Raw genomic sequence first — 15,627 nt, 5'->3', positions numbered from 1 at the left:
GTGCTCACGCCTTCAGCGTGTCCTTCCGGTACAGCCACGCCGCGCCGCCCGCGAACAGGGCGAAGTAGACGACGAGGAGGGCGAGGTCCTTGGTCTCGGGGGACTGGCTCTGCTCGATGGCCCGCCCCAGGGCAGCGTACGCGTGGGTGGGCAGCCACTTGGCGATGTCCTGCAGCCACTGCGGGAAGGTCGAGGACGGCATCCACAGGCCGCCGAGGATCGACAGACCGAAGTACGTGATCATCGTGATGGGACGGACCGCGTCCCCGGAGGCCAGGTAGCCGATGGCGACGCCGAGCGCGGCGAAGACCAGGCTGCCGGCCCAGATCGCCCCGGTGAGCGCGAACCACTGCCAGGCGTCCAGCCGCACACCCCGTACGGCCGCGGCGACCAGGAAGACGACCACGATGGACGGCAGGCTGACTACGGCGGCACTGGCGGTCTTGGCGAGGACATAGCCGCGCCCGGGCAGCGTGGTCAGCCGCAGCTGCCGTACCCAGCCGCTCTCCCGCTCCTTGGCGATGCGCTCGCTGTTGCCCATGAGGACCGCGGTCAGGGCGCCGAAGGAGGCCATGGAGACCATGACGTACGACGAGACGCTCAGGCCCGTGCCGTCGACCTTGCCCGTCTGGTTGGAGACGAGCAGGAAGATGACCGACGGGTAGATCACCGAGAAGAACAGGAACTTGCGGTTGCGCAGGGCGCGGGTGAGCTCCAGCTTGATCAGGCTGTTCACGACTGCTTCGCCTCCTCGGCGGCGGTGATGGCGACGAAGGCCTGCTCCAGGCCGAGTCCGGCGACTTCGAGGTTGCGGGGGTAGACACCGAGGCCGTACAGGGCGTGCACGGTCGCGTCGGCGTCGGAGGACTGGATGCGGACGGTCTGGCCGGAAATATCCACCGACGTCAGGAACGGCAGGGCGCGCAGTGGGGCCTCGTCGATGGCGCCTTCGAGGTCGAACGACACCCTCCGCGCCCCGGCCTTCGCCTTGATCTCGGCCGCCGTGCCGTCCGCGAGGAGCCGTCCGCGGTGCAGGACGAGCACCCGGTCGGCGATGGCGTCCGCCTCCTCCAGGTAGTGCGTGGCGAACAGGACCGTGCGGCCCTGGTCGGCCTGCTCGCGCATGGTGGCCCAGAAGGCCTGGCGGGCGGAGACGTCCATGCCGGTGGTCGGCTCGTCGAGGACGATCAGGTCGCTGTCGCCGGCCGTGGCGAGGGCGAAGCGGACGCGCTGGGCCTGGCCGCCGGAGAGCTTGTTGACCTTGCGGTCGGCGATCTGGGAGATGCCGGCGCGGGCGAGCACGTCCTTCGCCTTGTACGGCTTGGGGTGCAGATCGCAGGCGAGCTTCACCAGCTCGGCGACGGTGACCTCGTCCATCAGCCCGCCGCTCTGCAGCATGGCGCCCACGCGCCCGGCGACGATGGCCTCGCGCGGGCCGGTGCCGAAGACGCGGACCGTGCCGCTGTCGGCGTGCTTGAGACCCAGCAGCAGGTCGAGGGTGGTCGACTTGCCGGCCCCGTTGGGCCCGAGCAGGGCCACGGTCTCCCCCGGGTGCAGGGCGAGCGTCAGCCCGTCGACGGCCCGTACGGTCCCGTAGGTCTTGCTCACCTGGTCGAAGCCGACCACCGGGGCGGTGGTCGCTGTCGCTGTCGTCGTCATGGGATCCATGGTGGCCGCACAGGCCCGGGTCCCGGCAGTGTCGGCGGTCCTGACTGCCGGATGACAGATGTCATGCGGCGGACGGTGACATACGGCGAAGGGGGCATCCGGCGGGTGCCGGGTGCCCCCTTTCCGGGCCTGGGCTCAGCTCTTCGTCTGGATGATCCCCACCCGGTTGGTCTTGCTCAGCAGGGCCTGGCGCAGGGCGACGTAGACGTCCTGCGGGGTGACGGCGGTCTTCTTGCCGGTGCCCCGGGTGATCAGGACGTGGTCGAACTGGCCGCCGTAGAGCTGCTTGAGCGCGGCGAGGTCCGGCTTGTCGACGAGCTTGCCGCCCACGGCCGAGACCCTGAGGAACTTCCACAGGGAGTTCTGCGGGCTGAGCGGCAGCGAGACGCCCGTGTCCGTCTTGACCGTGACGAGCCCCGACATCGCGGGCTCGGCGAACGCCTTCATCTCCCGGTCGACCTCGGCGTTCGTGATCGTCGGCTGCCGGGTCGTGGTCACGACCGCGACCGGGTCGGTGGCGTTGGTCTCCACTTGGCTGCGGTATGCCTCCTCGACCGCCTGGGCCGACCTGGCGGCGTCGATGCCCTTGCCCGCCTTGCCGTAGACGGCGACGGCCTTGCCGGACTTGAACTCGATCGTGCCCTCGGTCATCGAACCGGAGCCGCCCGCCGTGGTCGTCAGGGCGGCCGTCAGCTTCTCCTCGTCGACGGGCATGACGGGGTCGACGACCCGGTGGTTGCCGAAGAGGGAGCCGATGACGGAGATCGGGTTGTAGTCGGCCTGTGCGGCCGCCGCGACCGTGGCCTGCTCGTCGAACTGGAGGCCCGCCTGGTCCGGCTTGAGCTCGACCGTCTTCCCGCCGACGGACAGCTTCAGCGGCTTGTTCACGCGGGCGCCGAAGGCCGCGTCGAGCTTCTTGACGGCCTCGTCGCGGGTGCCGCCGCCGATGTCGACGCCGAGCACGGTGGTGCCCTTGGGCACGTCGGAGTGGTTCATCAGCAGCCCGGCGCCGTATGCGAGACCGCCGACGATGACCACGCCGGTGCCGAGCAGCACCAGCTTGTTGCGCCCCTTCTTCTTTTTCTTGGGCGCCGAAGCGGCCGGGGTGTTCTGGCCGGCCGGCTCGGGCAGCTTCGGGGGCGTGTGCGGCAGCGGGCCGTCGGTGTGGGAACCGGGGCCGAACGGCGAGCTCGCGCCGGGCGCCCCGACCGGGACGCCGCTGGTGACGGTGTGTCCGGAGATGTTGTCGGGTGCCGGGAAGCCCTGCTGGCCCGGCTCGGGGGCCGGCTTCTGCGGGGTGAGGATCGCGGTGTCGTCGCTCAGGCCGCCACCGGGGCCGAGGCCCGCGCCGTGCGGGGCGCCGATGCCACCGGGACCGCCGAGGCCCGCGGGACCGCCGAGGCCGGCGGGTCCGCCGATGCCCGCAGGACCGCCGAGGCCGACAGGTCCGCCCGGGCCGCCGGGCCCCTTGGGCCCGGCAGGTCCGGTGGGTCCGCTGCCGAAGGGCGAGGTCACGGGGCCGTCACCGGTGACCGGGCCGACGGTCGGGCCCGCGGGGCCCTGGGCGCCGCCCTGGCCGCCGCGGCCGTTCGGCCCGTTGAAGCCGCTCGCGCCGCCGTAACCGCCCTGGCCGTTCTGCCCGTTCTGGGGGCTGGGCTCGCCGTCCGAGAAGTACGGGAGCTCGTCACGGCGCGCCTCGCCGCCGCCGGGGCGCGCCCCGTTGCCCAGCGGTCCCCCGGCCAGCGCCTCGGTGACGTCGAAGGAGCCGGTGCCGCCGCCGTGCCCGGGGGCCACGGGCCCGCCGGTCGCGCCGGGGAGCCCGGCGCCGTTCGTCCCGCCCGGGCGGGGGGCGCCGCCGGGTCGTGAGCCGCCCGGCACGCTCATGGAGCCGACCACGCCGCCGGGACGGCCGGTGCCCGGACGTGCGCCGCCCGCAGGGGCGCCCGTGCCGAAGGGCCCGGCACCCGGGGCGGCCGGCGCGCCCGCGCCCGAACCGCCCGGCAGACCGGCCCCGTTGGTGGAGCCGCCGCCCTGACCGCCCTTGGCGGGCCCCGACTTGCGGGGCGCGAACCACCCGCCAGCCTTGTCCCCGGCGGGCTGGGCGGGGTCGGCCGGAGGCTCGACCGTGCTCATGGCCTGGGTGGCACCCGGCACCGGAGCCTCGGTCTCCCCGGTGCCGTCGGAGCTCTCGGCGTCCGCGACGGGCGTACGTACGACGACCGGCGGAATGGGCCGCGACCCGGGGATGTTGATCCGGATCCGGGTCGTCAGTGTGGTCTCGGTCTTGCGGTCCTCCGGCTGCGCGGCCGAACGGCCCGCATCGGTACCGGCGTCGGAAGCCGTGGGGGTCCCGTACGGCGGCGTGCCCGACGGGTATGCGGCTCCGCCGCGCCCGTTGGGCCCGGAGGACGGAGTGTCAGTTTCACGACTCAAGGCAGGTTCTCCCGGTTGGCTCCGCCGCCCGACACAACCTCACGGGCGGCTCGGCGGCGCGCACCACCATACTGGCCACTTCTGGCGCGTATCCCATGACCGCCGGGGAAACCCACACGGGACTCCCACTAGTGGTTAATGGCGAAGTGGTACGTCACTTGCCAAGTCGGACGTCACGGCCACCTGGTTGCCGCCCCTGTCCAAGGGTGGCGCAGATCACAGCTACGGCCATGCCTCCGAGGAGGAAGAGATAGGAGCCGCCTCCCGCGCCGAAGAGGAAGTCCCCTTCGGGTCTGCTGGCGGTGAGCAGAATGACGGAGATCATCCATCCGGCGGCAGGTGCGATCGCCCCGCCGCGGCCGCCGGTGGCCCGTCCGCCGCCGAGGCAGAGCCCGGCCTCGCCGGCGAGCGCGAGCAGCAGCCCGCCGGGGAACCAGGCGGCCTGCACCAGCGCCCCGGCCGCGCCGACGACCGTGCCGAGCACGAAGAGGCCCGCGTACAGGAGCATCCGTCCGGCGGAGGGCCGCTGGAGCGGCTGGGCGAGCAGGGAACCGCGCTCGGTCATGACGCCTCCTCGACACCGGCGAACTCGATCCCGGCGAAGAGATCGGTCTCTCTCGGCTCTCCGGCCGCCCCGCGCACCAATTGGTAGTACTCGGTGGCGAAGAGGGGCTGCGCCTGTTCATTGGAGAGCGCGAAGTACGGTTCCGCGACCTCGATCTGCGTGCCGTGTGCCCGCATCGCGGCGGCCTTGGCGGCGGCGTGCGCGGTGCCGTCGATCGCGGCGGTGATCTGTTCGTCGGACACGACACCCGGTACGTCGTCGATGACGGCGGCCTTGGAGTAGGGCAGGTCGGGCAGATCGTCCGCAAGGCGGGCGAAGGCGGCCTCGGCGACGGACCGCGGCACGCGGTTCCAGTAGATCTTGGGGATCTCCCAGCCCGCCTCGGCGGCCAGTTCGGCGGCGCGCATGGCCACTCGGTGGGCCTGGATGTGGTCGGGGTGGCCGTATCCGCCGTGGTCGTCATAGGTGATGAGGACCTGGGGGCGTACCTCCAGGATCACCTCTACGAGGTGCGCGGCCGCCTCGTCGACGTCCGCCTGCCAGAAGCAGGCCGGGTCGTCGTTGTCGGCCAGGCCCATCATCCCGGAGTCCCGGTAGCGGCCCGGCCCGCCGAGCTGACGGAAGTCCGCGACGCCGAGCTCGCGCATGGCGGCCGTGAGCTCCCGCAGCCGGTACTCGCCCAGGGCGGTGCCGGTGAGGTGCCGGAGCTCCGGCGGAATGACCTCGCCGAGTTCACCGAGGGTGCAGGTGACCAGGGTCACGCGGGCACCCCCGGCCGCGTACGCGGCCATCGTCGCGCCGTTGTTGATCGACTCGTCGTCCGGGTGCGCGTGCACCAGCAGCAGACGCCGGGAAGGCTGTTCCGTCATGGAGCCACCCTACGAGGCGGCTCCGACAGCGCGACGCAGCCCGGGGTCAGAACTTGATGCTGCCGATCATCCCCGCGATGTTCGTCGTCAGCTCGTGGATGGTGGGAGCGACGGTCGAGGAGGCCAGATAGAACCCGAGCAGCATGCAGACGATCGCATGGCCCGCCTTCAGTCCTGACTTCTTGATCAGAAGGAAGACGATGATCGCCAGCAGCACCACCGCCGAAATCGAGAGTGCCACGGCGGCTCACCTCCAAAGGTCCCAAGAGCGCGGGGGTCGGACTTAGGGGCCAGACAAATCCACACAGCAACCAGCAGGTTCATACCCACCATGCGCTAGTGATCATAACTATCCGACCGCGCGCATCGATCGGCGCACGGCCGCACAAGGGGGCGCATGGCCAATATGGTCAGGGCATGACGACGATGTCCGACTCCTTCCCCCGCAGGCACGCCCGTACCCAGCGGTTCACCCTGGGCGCGCCGCGCGCTTTCACCGTGGCGCCCGACGGCACCCGTGTGGTGTTCCTGCGCTCCACCTCCGGTACGGACAGGGCGAGTTCCCTGTGGGTTCTCGACGTACGGGACGGCCAGGAGCGCGTGGCGGCCGACCCACGCGCCCTGCTGGGCGGCGCCTCGGAGGAGCTCCCGCCCGAGGAACGGGCGCGCCGCGAACGCAGCCGCGAGGGCGGCGCCGGCATCGTCGGCTACGCCACCGATGCGGCGGTGGAGTTGGCGTCTTTCGCGTTGTCAGGGCGGCTTTTCACGGCTGAGCTGCGGGCCGGTACGGCACGTGAACTCCCGGCCACCGGACCGGTGATCGACCCGCGCCCCGCCCCCGACGGCCGGCACGTCGCGTACGTCGCGCAGGGTGCGCTGCGGGTCGTGGACGCCGAGGGCAAGGACGAACGGGCCCTTGCGGAGCCGGAGTCGGCCAACGTCACCTACGGGCTGGCCGAGTTCATCGCGGCCGAGGAGATGGGCCGCGCGCGTGGCTTCTGGTGGTCGCCGGACTCGGCCCGGCTGCTGGTCGCGCGCGTGGACGACGCGCCGGTACGGCGCTGGTGGATCTCCGACCCGGCCCAGCCGGAACGTGACCCACAGCACGTCGCCTACCCGGCGGCCGGCACCGACAACGCGGACGTACGGCTGTTCGTGATCGGTCTGGACGGGGTGCGCACGGAGGTCGTCTGGGACCGGGCGCGCTACCCCTACCTGGCGCATGTGCACTGGTCAGAAGCGGGCGCACCCCTGTTGCTCGTACAAGCGCGCGACCAGCGCAGTCAGTTGTTCCTGGCCGTGACCCCTCAGACGGGCGCGACCCGGCTGGTGCACGCGGACGAAGATCAGGTTTGGCTTGATCTTTTCCCCGGGGTGCCCTGCTGGAGCCCGTCCGGGCAGCTCGTGCGGATCGTCGACGAGGGCGGGGCGCGGGTCCTGGCGGTGGGCGAACGCCCGTTGACGGGGCCGCAGTTGCACGTCCGTGCGGTGCTGGACGTCTCGGACGACAACGTGCTGCTCGCCGCCTCGGACGGCGAGGAGGCCGAGGCCGCCGAGACCGGCGAGGTGCACGTCTACCGCGTCAACGAACTCGGCCTGGAGCGCGTCTCGCAGGAACCCGGCGTGCACTCGGCGGTGCGCGCCGGGGGCGTGACCGTGCTGGTGTCCGCCGCACTGGACCGGCCGGGCGCCCGCGTGCAGGTACTTCGCGACGGCAAGCATGCCGCGACCATCGCCTCGTACGCCGAAGATCCCGGTATGACCCCGCGCGTGACCCTCACCGAGGGGGGCGCACGGCGCATCCCGTGCGCCGTGCTGCTCCCCCGCGATCACGACGGCGAGACTCCGCTCCCGGTACTCATGGATCCCTACGGCGGTCCGCACGGCCAGCGGGTGGTGGCCGCGCACAATCCGCATCTGACCTCGCAGTGGTTCGCCGACCAGGGCTTCGCGGTCGTGGTCGCGGACGGCCGGGGCACCCCGGGCCGCTCCCCGGCCTGGGAGAAGGCGGTCCGCGACGAGCTCGCGGCGGTCACCGTCGAGGACCAGGTGGACGCGCTGCAGGGCCTCGCCGACCGATTCCCGCTGGACCTGAGCCGGGTCGGCATCCGCGGCTGGTCCTTCGGCGGCTATCTGGCGGCGCTCGCGGTGCTGCGCCGCCCGGACGTCTTCCACGCGGCCGTGGTGGGCGCCCCGGTCACCGATCTGCGCCTGTACGACACCCACTACCAGGAGCGCTACCTCGGCCACCCCGACCAGCAGCCGGAGGTCTACCGGCGCAACTCGCTCATCGACGACGCGGGTCTGGTCGACGCGGCCGAGCCGCAACGTCCGATGATGATCATCCATGGTTTCGCCGACGACAATGTGGTGGTCGCCCACTCCCTGCGGCTGTCCTCGGCCCTGCTGGCCGCCGGCCGCCCGCACGAGGTGCTGCCGCTGTCCGGCGTCACGCACATGACCCCGCAGGAGTCGGTCGCCGAGAACCTGCTGCGGCTCCAGCTGGACTTCCTGAAGCGTTCGCTCGTATAACAACGCAAACCCGCCCGAACCGCGTTAACACGCAGGCAACTTCGAGGTAGCCGTACCGATATACGGACGCGCGAGGCTGAACAGCGTACGGCCGTGCGGGTGCCGTAAACGGACCGGGGTGCGCATGTCACCCCGGTCCGTTGCCGTTCCCCACCACTGCCTTCTCCTCCGCGAAGTGGCAGGCCGAGTCATGCGCTGCCGGACCTCCCACGTACCGGAACCCGGCCGGCACCGCCAGCAGCGGAACCTCCAGCGCGCACCGCTCCTGCGCCTTCCAGCACCGCGTCCGGAAGCGGCAGCCGGAGGGGATGTTCGTCGGTGACGGCACATCGCCCGCCAGGATGATCCGCTCCCGGTGCTCCCGCGCCACCGGGTCGGGCACGGGGACGGCGGACAGCAGCGCCTGTGTGTAGGGATGTGTCGGATGGTCGTAGATCTCGGCGTCCTTGCCGGTCTCCACGATCCGCCCGAGGTACATCACCCCGACCCGGTCCGAGATGTGCCGGACGATCGACAGGTCGTGCGCGATGAAGACGTAGGACAGCTCGAACTCGCTCTGCAGCCGGTCCATCAGGTTGATGACCTGGGCCTGCACGGACACGTCCAGGGCGGAGACCGGTTCGTCGGCGACGATGATCTCGGGGCGCAGCGCCAACCCCCGTGCGATGCCGATGCGTTGGCGCTGGCCGCCGGAGAACTGGTGCGGATAGCGGTTGATGTACTCGGGGTTGAGCCCCACGACGTCCAGCAGCTCCTGGACCTTCGTGCGCCGGTCGCCCTTGGGCGCCACCTCGGGGTGGATCTCGTACGGCTCCCCGATGATGTCGCCCACGGTCATACGGGGGTTGAGGGAGGTGTACGGGTCCTGGAAGACCATCTGGATGTTGCGCCGCACGGATCGCAGGGCCTTGCCGGACAGCTTGGCGATGTCCTCGCCCCTGTAGCGGATCTCCCCCTCGGTCGGCTTCTCCAGGTTGACCAGCATCTTGGCGACGGTCGACTTGCCGCAGCCGGACTCGCCGACGATGCCGAGGGTTTCGCCGCGGGCGAGTTCGAAGTCCACGCCGTCGACGGCCTTCACCGCGCCGACCTGCTTCTTGAAGAGAATCCCCTGGGTGAGCGGGTAGTGCTTGACGAGCCCGCTGACCTGCAGAATCGACTCAGCCATTCATGCACTCCCTCCAGAAGTGGCAGGCACTGCGCCGGGCCGGCTCCTCACCGTTCACCTCGTAGAGCGGCGGCTCGTCGGTCCGGCACACGTCCTGGGCCATCGGGCAGCGGGGGTGGAAGGCGCAGCCCGGCGGGATGTGCATGAGGTTGGGCGGCAGGCCCTTGATGGCGTAGAGCTCCTCGCCCTTCTGGTCGAGCCGCGGGATCGACTCCAGCAGGCCCTTGGTGTACGGGTGCGCGGGCACTTTGTAGATGTCGTGCACCGGGGCCGACTCGACGATCCGGCCCGCGTACATCACGGCGATCCTGTCGGCGACGTCGGCGACCACGCCGAGGTCGTGGGTGATCAGGATGAGCCCCATGTTGTACTCGCGCTGCAACTCGGCGAGCAGGTCCATGACCTGGGCCTGGACGGTGACGTCCAGCGCCGTCGTCGGTTCGTCGGCGATGATCAGGGCGGGCTCCAGTGCCAGCGCCATCGCGATCATGATGCGCTGGCGCATACCGCCGGAGAACTGGTGCGGGTAGTCCTTGACCCGCTCCTTGGCGGCCGGGATCCGCACCCGCTCCATCAGCTCGACGGCCTTCGCACGCGCGTCCTTGCGCGACATCCCCCGGTGCACGACGAACATCTCGCCGAGCTGGTCGCCCACGGGGAGCACCGGGTTGAGGGAGGACAGCGCGTCCTGGAAGATCATGGCCATCTCGGCGCCGCGGACCTTCCTGCGCTCCTCCTCCTTCAGCTTCAGCAGGTCCCTGCCCTGGAAGAGGACCTCGCCGCCCGTGATCCTCCCGGGCGGAATGTCGAGGATGCCCATGATCGCCTGCGCGGTGACGGACTTCCCCGACCCGGACTCACCGAGCACCGCGAGGGTCTCCCCGGCGTCCACGCCGTAGTCGACCCCGTTGACGGCCTTGGCGACCCCGTCCCGGGTCCGGAACTCCACGTGCAGGTCCCGCACTTCGAGCAGCATGACGGCGGCTCACCTCAGCTTCGGATCGAGGGCGTCGCGGACCGCGTCGCCGAGCATGATGAACGCCAGCACGGTGACCGCGAGCGCGCCGGCCGGCCACAGGAGCATGTGGGGGGCGTTGCGGATGTACGGGGAGGCCGCCGAGATGTCGATGCCCCAGCTGACGGTAGGCGGCTTCAGGCCGACACCGAGGTACGACAGGGTCGCCTCCAGCGCGATGTACGTGCCGAGCGCGATGGTCGACACGACGATCACCGGGGCTACGGCGTTCGGTGTGATGTGCCGCAGCAGGATGCGGGAGTCGGAGGCGCCGAGTGCGCGGGCGGCGTGCACGTAGTCGTTCTGCTTGGCGGTGATGACCGAGCCGCGGGCGATGCGGTAGACCTGCGTCCAGCCGAGCAGCACGATGAACCCGATGACGGGCCAGATCGTGTTGCTGGTCACCACGGAGAGCAGGACGAGGCCGCCGAGCACGACCGGGATCGCGAAGAAGATGTCGGTGATCCGGGACATCAGCGAGTCCCAGCCCCCGCCGAAGTATCCGGCGAGCCCGCCCAGGGCCGAGCCGAGGAGCGCGACGCCGAGCGTGGCCAGGACGCCGACACTGATGGAGATGCGGGTCCCGTACACCGTGCGCGTGTAGACGTCGCAGCCCTGGCCGTCGTAGCCGAAGGGGTGGCCGGGCTGGGAACCCTCCTGGGCCTTGGCGAGGTCGCACTTGAGGGGGTTGCCGGAGGCGATCAGGGACGGCCAGAGGGAGATCACGACCAGGAAAAGGATCACCAGCGCCGAGACGATGAAGACCGGGTTGCGGCGCAGGTCGCGCCAGGCGTCGGACCAGAGGCTTCGCGGTTTCCCGGCCGGGCCGGTGCCTTCCGGTCCCCCGGGTGTCCGCTCCAGGGTCTGCGCCTCCGTCACGGCCAGGTCCATCGCGCCGCCCATGCCCGCGGAGGAGACGGCGCCCTCGGAGTCGTACTGCTCAGGCATAGCGGATCCTCGGGTCGAGTACGGCGTACAGGAGGTCGACCAGCAGGTTGGCCACCAGGAAGACGAGGACGAGTACGGTCACGAAGCCGACGACGGTCTGGGTGTTCTGGCGCAGGATGCCCTGGTAGAGCTGGTAGCCGACGCCGTGGATGTTGAAGATCCGCTCGGTGACGATCGCGCCGCCCATCAGCGCGCCGATGTCCGTGCCGATGAAGGTGACCACGGAGATGAGCGAGTTGCGCAGCAGGTGGCGGACGATGACCCGCTGCCGGGGCAGGCCCTTGGCGATGGCCGTGCGGACGTAGTCGGAGCGCCGGTTCTCCGCGATGGAGGTACGGGTCAGCCGGGTGACGTAGGCCAGGGAGACGGAGGCGAGGACCAGGCCCGGCACGATCAGCTCGCCGAAGGTGGCGTCGGTGGAGACCGACGGTTTGATCCAGCCCCACTCGACGCCGAGGAGGAGCTGGAGCAGCAGGCCGGTCACGAAGGTGGGGACGGAGATGACGACCAGGGTGAAGAGCAGGACCGACGTGTCGACGGGGCGTCCGCGCCGCAGCCCGGTGACGACCCCCAGCGTGATGCCGATGACGATCTCGAAGAGGATCGCGACGATGGTGAGCCGGATGGTGACCGGGAACGCCGTCGACATCAGCTCGGTGACCTTCTGGCCGTTGAAGGCGGTGCCGAAGTCGCCGGTGAAGACGTTCCCCATGTAGGTCAGGTATTGCTGCCACACCGGCTTGTCGAGGCCGAACTCCTTCTTCAGCTGGGCGGCCGTGGCCGGGTCGCACTGCCGCTCGCCGCACAGGCCCGCGATGGGGTCGCCCATCACGTTGACCATCAGGAAGATCAGCAGCGTGGCCCCGATGAACACCGGGATCATCTGGAGCAGACGCCGGACCACGTACCGTCCCATGGGCGGTCAGCCGACCTTGATCTCGTTGTAGACCGGGACGCTGAACGGGTTGAGCGCCACGTTCGAGAGGCGGTCGGACCAGCCTGCGCTGCCGTTCTGGTACCAGAGCGGGATGGCCGCCATATTGTCGCGGACGACCTTCTCGGCGCTCTGGAAGAGCGAGATCGCCTTGGCGGTGTCGGTCTCGGCGTTGGCCTGGTCGACGAACTTGTCGAAGTCCTTGTCGGACCAGTGGCCGTCGTTGGAGGAGGCGTTGGTGTAGTAGAGCGGCTGGAGGAAGTTCTGGATGAGCGGGTAGTCCATCTGCCAGCCGGCCCGGAACGGCCCTGACATCTTCTTCTGCGTGATCTGGCTGCGGAAGTCGGCGAAGGTGCCGACCGGGTTGCCCACGCAGGCCTTGTCGTTGCCGAGCGCGTTGTTGATGGAGTTGCAGACGGCGTCCACCCACTCCTTGTGGGAGCCCGTGTCCGCGTTGTACGAGATCTTGACCTGGCCGCCGGGCAACCCGCCGCCCTCCTGGACCAGCTTCTTGGCCTCGCTGGGGTTGTACTCGCAGCTGCTCCCGCACAGCCCGTCCTGGAAGCCGCCCTTCGTGCCGAGGACCGGGGAGGTCCAGTCGGTGGCCGGGGTGCGGGTCTTCTGGAAGATCGTGTCGGTGATCTGCTTGCGGTTGATCGCCATGGACAGGCCCTTGCGGACCTTCTCCGAGCCGCTCTTGTTCCAGGCCGGGTCGTAGAACGGGAAGGCGAGCGTCTGGATGATGCCGGCGGGGGTGTTGAGGTACCGGTCGCCGAGGTCGTTCTTGACGTTCTTGAGCTGGGCGGCCGGGACGTCGTCGACCAGGTCGAGGTTGCCGGCCATCAGGTCGGTGTAGGCGGTGTTGTTGTCGGTGTAGACCTTGAGGTCCACGCCGCCGTTCTGCGCCTTGTCCGTGCCGGGGTACCCGTCCCACTTCCTCAGGGACATCTTCGAGCCCTTGGTGTACGACTGCACCGTGTACGGCCCGTTGCCGACCGGCTTCTTGATCCATGCGGCGTGGTCGGAGAAGAAGGCCGCCGGCAGCGGGTCGAAGGCCGCGTAGCCGAGGGTGTCCGGGAAGGTCGAGAACTTCTGGGTGAGCTTGACGGTGAAGGTCTGGCCTCCGGTGACCTTCAGCCCGGAGAGCGTGTCGGCCGTCTGTTTGCCGGTCTCGGGGTGGACCTTGTCGTAGCCCTCGATGTACCCGAAGAAGTACGCGTTCTTCTGGTTGTTCTTGAGGCTGGCGCCGTAGTTCCAGGCGTCCACGAAGGACTTGGCGGTGACGGCCTCGCCGTTGCTGAACTTCCAGCCGCTCTTGACGGTGACGGTGAAGTTCTGCGAGTCCGTGGTGTCGATCTTCTCGGCGAGCATGTCCTTGGCGGCGCCGGTCTTCGGGTCGTACCGCTTCAGCCCCCGGAAGATCATGTCGAGGACCTTGCCGCCCTGCACCTCGTTGGTGTTGGCGGGCTCCAGCGGGTTCTGCGGGTCTCCCCAGGAGGAGCTGAGCACCGCGCTGCTGTCACCACCGCCGCTGCCGCTGCTGCCGCCCCCGCAGGCCGTCACGGCGAGTGCGACCGCCGCGGCGCCTGCGGCCCATTTGGCGTGCGTGGCTCCACGCATGGAGTGCCTCCTCGGGAATGCCGACCGTTACCGGTCAATATCCGAGCAAATGACACTCAGTGCACATTCGGCGCACCCATCTGCGGGACGGATCGCCCGAAGGAGGGTGGTGCCATCCGGGCGAGAACCGCTCCCGACACGCACAGAACGCGGCGCGAACGCAGAGAGCCAAAGACACCGGAACGCGCGTGCGGGGTTCCGCGCTTGAGGGGAATTTGAGAATTCCCGCAGCATGTGATCCACATCACATTACGTGATTCAAATATCGCATTCAATCCACCCAGAACATGATGAACAACCGCCCCGTTTTCCCCTTTGTGACCGCTTTGCCGTCAGGGTGTCCGAACGTGAATTCAAGGAAGATCACCTTGCGGCACTGAATAACGGTTGCCATCTCGACGGAAGACGGCCAATCTTCAGTCGCTGCGCCTTGGTCGACTGCTCGATGGCCGTCGACAGAAGGCCAGTTGACCAGCAGAACGGGGGTTCTGATGAATGCTGCTTTCCATCACGGTCGCGAATGCCGCCATACATTGGCGCGCCTTGGCGCGAATACCTCCACGAACCAGAACCGATTCATCCGTCGGGAATTTCCCGACCGAAGGGAATTCACTTCCGTGAGGAAAATCGTTAGCTCTGTCATGGCGTCCGCCGTCGTCGCCGGCGGCATGGTGGCGATCGCCGCCGCACCTGCGTCCGCCGCGTGCGCCCCGAGCCCGGGGACCGGCTACGAGATCTACGACAAGCACACGGTGTACCCGGGGACCAACCTCGCCAGCACGTGGGTCTTCGACAACACCGACCCCACCGTCAGCTACAACCAGAGCAAGACGGGAACCTGGACTGCCAGCGGCACCGCGGGCGTCGAGGCCGAGGCCGGGGTGATCTTCGCCAAGGCCAGCACGTCGTTCAGCGTGACCGTGGGCAAGAGCTGGTCGCACTCCGACAGCTGGAACTACTCGCTGCACGCCAAGGACAAGGCGGGCAAGACCCAGGTCCGCATGCGGCTGTTCCACGAGGCCAAGAAGTTCAAGGTCCGCAAGTACTCGTACTACTACGACGGCCACTGCAAGTTCCACAGCACGACCAAGTGGCGCAAGCAGTTCACGGCGCCGGTGAAGCGGAACAACAACGTCTGGGGACTCGAGTACAAGTAGGCCCCCGCACACAAAGAGGTCTCGCACAACGGCCCGCCGGCTCTCCGGCGGGCCCTTGTGCTGTCGGCCCACCTCACAGCGGCACTCGCCCCATGGCCTGTCATCTGCGCGGGACGGTGCTCCCCGACGGCTCGGCCCGGGACCTGTGGACGCTCGGGGACCGCATCACCTTCGAGCGGCCCACGCTGCCGGCCGACACCCTCGCCGACGGAGGGTTTCCGCTGCCCGGCCGACGTGCACACCCGTCCGGGCGGGGTGCGGTCAACGCCGCCCGTGCGGGGGTCGACTCGCCGAGCACCTGATCGCGGCAGGCCTGCCCGCCGAGGCCGCCGTCGGCGCCGCGAGCTGGACGGCCCGCGCGTTCCTGGGCCTGCCCGGCCTCCACCGAGGGCGCTCCGGACGACATCACCGTCCACGACGCATACCCGCGCCGTGAACCCACCGTGCTGCGGCATCCCCGCCGTATCGTGCTGCGCGGACCGGTGGTCCGCTGACGGGTCGTCCGTTCGCAGGAGTCACGACATCATCACTGTGACCGACTCCCAGTCGACGGCGTCAGCGCTCTACCAGGCCCCCTTCACAGGTCTTGACCAATAGCGGCCCGGGCGAACATCAACTCGCCGTTTTCGCAGGCCACCATTGGTTTCACGGGCCGTTGACGGGCGCAGACTGCCGCTGGTAGACACACTCTTCACCCAGCTGGCCCGTCACCAGGCAG

14 protein-coding genes are annotated in these 15,627 nt (G+C 69.6%); 3 read left to right on the top strand and 11 right to left on the bottom strand.

The features are described from left to right. Window positions 1–4: 4 nt before the first annotated feature. From LJ657_RS08675 to LJ657_RS08650, 6 genes are all read right to left on the bottom strand, one after another. On the bottom strand, window positions 5–736 hold the full coding sequence (locus tag LJ657_RS08675) for an ABC transporter permease (protein ID WP_232647811.1): 732 nt from the start codon (window positions 734–736) through the stop codon (window positions 5–7). Beyond that, a complete protein-coding gene (locus LJ657_RS08670; protein ID WP_232647810.1) occupies window positions 733–1,659 on the bottom strand; it encodes an ABC transporter ATP-binding protein in 927 nt (308 codons plus the stop codon). Before LJ657_RS08670 ends, LJ657_RS08675 begins: the two co-directional genes overlap by 4 nt. A 144-nt stretch (window positions 1,660–1,803) precedes the next feature. Then, complete coding sequence (locus LJ657_RS08665) at window positions 1,804–4,101, bottom strand: hypothetical protein (protein WP_232647809.1); 2,298 nt, start codon at window positions 4,099–4,101, stop codon at window positions 1,804–1,806. Between the two features lie 154 nt (window positions 4,102–4,255). Continuing rightward, window positions 4,256–4,666: a DUF6113 family protein gene (locus LJ657_RS08660; RefSeq protein ID WP_232647808.1), complete on the bottom strand. Its 411-nt coding sequence runs from the start codon at window positions 4,664–4,666 to the stop codon at window positions 4,256–4,258. Next, window positions 4,663–5,535 (bottom strand): N-acetyl-1-D-myo-inositol-2-amino-2-deoxy-alpha-D-glucopyranoside deacetylase, encoded by an 873-nt coding sequence (gene mshB, locus LJ657_RS08655; RefSeq protein WP_232647807.1) that lies wholly within the window; start codon window positions 5,533–5,535, stop codon window positions 4,663–4,665. The genes LJ657_RS08660 and mshB overlap by 4 nt, the downstream gene beginning before the upstream one ends. 46 nt (window positions 5,536–5,581) lie before the next feature. Further along, on the bottom strand, window positions 5,582–5,776 hold the full coding sequence (locus LJ657_RS08650) for a hypothetical protein (RefSeq protein ID WP_115906118.1): 195 nt from the start codon (window positions 5,774–5,776) through the stop codon (window positions 5,582–5,584). Window positions 5,777–5,952: 176 nt separating this feature from the next. Between LJ657_RS08650 and LJ657_RS08645 the strand changes: the two genes are divergently transcribed. Continuing rightward, a complete protein-coding gene (locus LJ657_RS08645) occupies window positions 5,953–8,067 on the top strand; it encodes a S9 family peptidase (RefSeq protein WP_232647806.1) in 2,115 nt (704 codons plus the stop codon). A 127-nt stretch (window positions 8,068–8,194) separates the two neighbouring features. Here LJ657_RS08645 and LJ657_RS08640 read toward each other — a convergent pair whose 3' ends face one another. Genes LJ657_RS08640 through LJ657_RS08620 form a run of 5 tightly spaced genes read right to left on the bottom strand, consistent with a single transcriptional unit; the run spans window position 8,195 to window position 13,752 of the window. Continuing rightward, window positions 8,195–9,235: an ABC transporter ATP-binding protein gene (locus LJ657_RS08640; RefSeq protein WP_232647805.1), complete on the bottom strand. Its 1,041-nt coding sequence runs from the start codon at window positions 9,233–9,235 to the stop codon at window positions 8,195–8,197. Further along, the gene (locus LJ657_RS08635) at window positions 9,228–10,211 is read right to left on the bottom strand and encodes an ABC transporter ATP-binding protein (protein WP_232647804.1); all 984 of its coding nucleotides are present in this window, start codon (window positions 10,209–10,211) and stop codon (window positions 9,228–9,230) included. The genes LJ657_RS08640 and LJ657_RS08635 overlap by 8 nt, the downstream gene beginning before the upstream one ends. Before the next feature lie 9 nt (window positions 10,212–10,220). After that, window positions 10,221–11,198: an ABC transporter permease gene (locus LJ657_RS08630; protein WP_232647803.1), complete on the bottom strand. Its 978-nt coding sequence runs from the start codon at window positions 11,196–11,198 to the stop codon at window positions 10,221–10,223. Beyond that, a complete protein-coding gene (locus tag LJ657_RS08625) occupies window positions 11,191–12,114 on the bottom strand; it encodes an ABC transporter permease (protein WP_232647802.1) in 924 nt (307 codons plus the stop codon). Before LJ657_RS08625 ends, LJ657_RS08630 begins: the two co-directional genes overlap by 8 nt. A 6-nt stretch (window positions 12,115–12,120) precedes the next feature. Further along, the gene (locus tag LJ657_RS08620) at window positions 12,121–13,752 is read right to left on the bottom strand and encodes a peptide ABC transporter substrate-binding protein (protein ID WP_232647801.1); all 1,632 of its coding nucleotides are present in this window, start codon (window positions 13,750–13,752) and stop codon (window positions 12,121–12,123) included. A gap of 641 nt (window positions 13,753–14,393) precedes the next feature. Here LJ657_RS08620 and LJ657_RS08615 point away from each other — a divergent pair. After that, entirely contained in the window at window positions 14,394–14,909 is a 516-nt protein-coding gene (locus tag LJ657_RS08615; protein ID WP_232647800.1) for a hypothetical protein, read from the top strand. 92 nt (window positions 14,910–15,001) lie between these two features. Then, window positions 15,002–15,211 (top strand): hypothetical protein, encoded by a 210-nt coding sequence (locus LJ657_RS08610; protein WP_232647799.1) that lies wholly within the window; start codon window positions 15,002–15,004, stop codon window positions 15,209–15,211. Window positions 15,212–15,627 lie beyond the last annotated feature (416 nt).

Source organism: Streptomyces guryensis, from assembly GCF_021261325.1.
GTDB lineage: Bacteria > Actinomycetota > Actinomycetes > Streptomycetales > Streptomycetaceae > Streptomyces > Streptomyces guryensis.
Note: the sequence above shows the minus strand (reverse complement) of the source record. Positions and strands in the feature narration are given on the sequence as shown.

Coding starts and splice junctions, on each gene's coding strand:
- LJ657_RS08670 (WP_232647810.1), bottom strand. CDS start 1,659: ATGACGACGACAGCGACAGCGACCACCGCCCCGGTGGTCGGCTTCGAC.
- LJ657_RS08660 (WP_232647808.1), bottom strand. CDS start 4,666: ATGACCGAGCGCGGTTCCCTGCTCGCCCAGCCGCTCCAGCGGCCCTCC.
- mshB (WP_232647807.1), bottom strand. CDS start 5,535: ATGACGGAACAGCCTTCCCGGCGTCTGCTGCTGGTGCACGCGCACCCG.
- LJ657_RS08645 (WP_232647806.1), top strand. CDS start 5,953: ATGACGACGATGTCCGACTCCTTCCCCCGCAGGCACGCCCGTACCCAG.
- LJ657_RS08640 (WP_232647805.1), bottom strand. CDS start 9,235: ATGGCTGAGTCGATTCTGCAGGTCAGCGGGCTCGTCAAGCACTACCCG.
- LJ657_RS08635 (WP_232647804.1), bottom strand. CDS start 10,211: ATGCTGCTCGAAGTGCGGGACCTGCACGTGGAGTTCCGGACCCGGGAC.
- LJ657_RS08630 (WP_232647803.1), bottom strand. CDS start 11,198: ATGCCTGAGCAGTACGACTCCGAGGGCGCCGTCTCCTCCGCGGGCATG.
- LJ657_RS08625 (WP_232647802.1), bottom strand. CDS start 12,114: ATGGGACGGTACGTGGTCCGGCGTCTGCTCCAGATGATCCCGGTGTTC.
- LJ657_RS08620 (WP_232647801.1), bottom strand. CDS start 13,752: ATGCGTGGAGCCACGCACGCCAAATGGGCCGCAGGCGCCGCGGCGGTC.
- LJ657_RS08615 (WP_232647800.1), top strand. CDS start 14,394: ATGGCGTCCGCCGTCGTCGCCGGCGGCATGGTGGCGATCGCCGCCGCA.
- LJ657_RS08610 (WP_232647799.1), top strand. CDS start 15,002: ATGGCCTGTCATCTGCGCGGGACGGTGCTCCCCGACGGCTCGGCCCGG.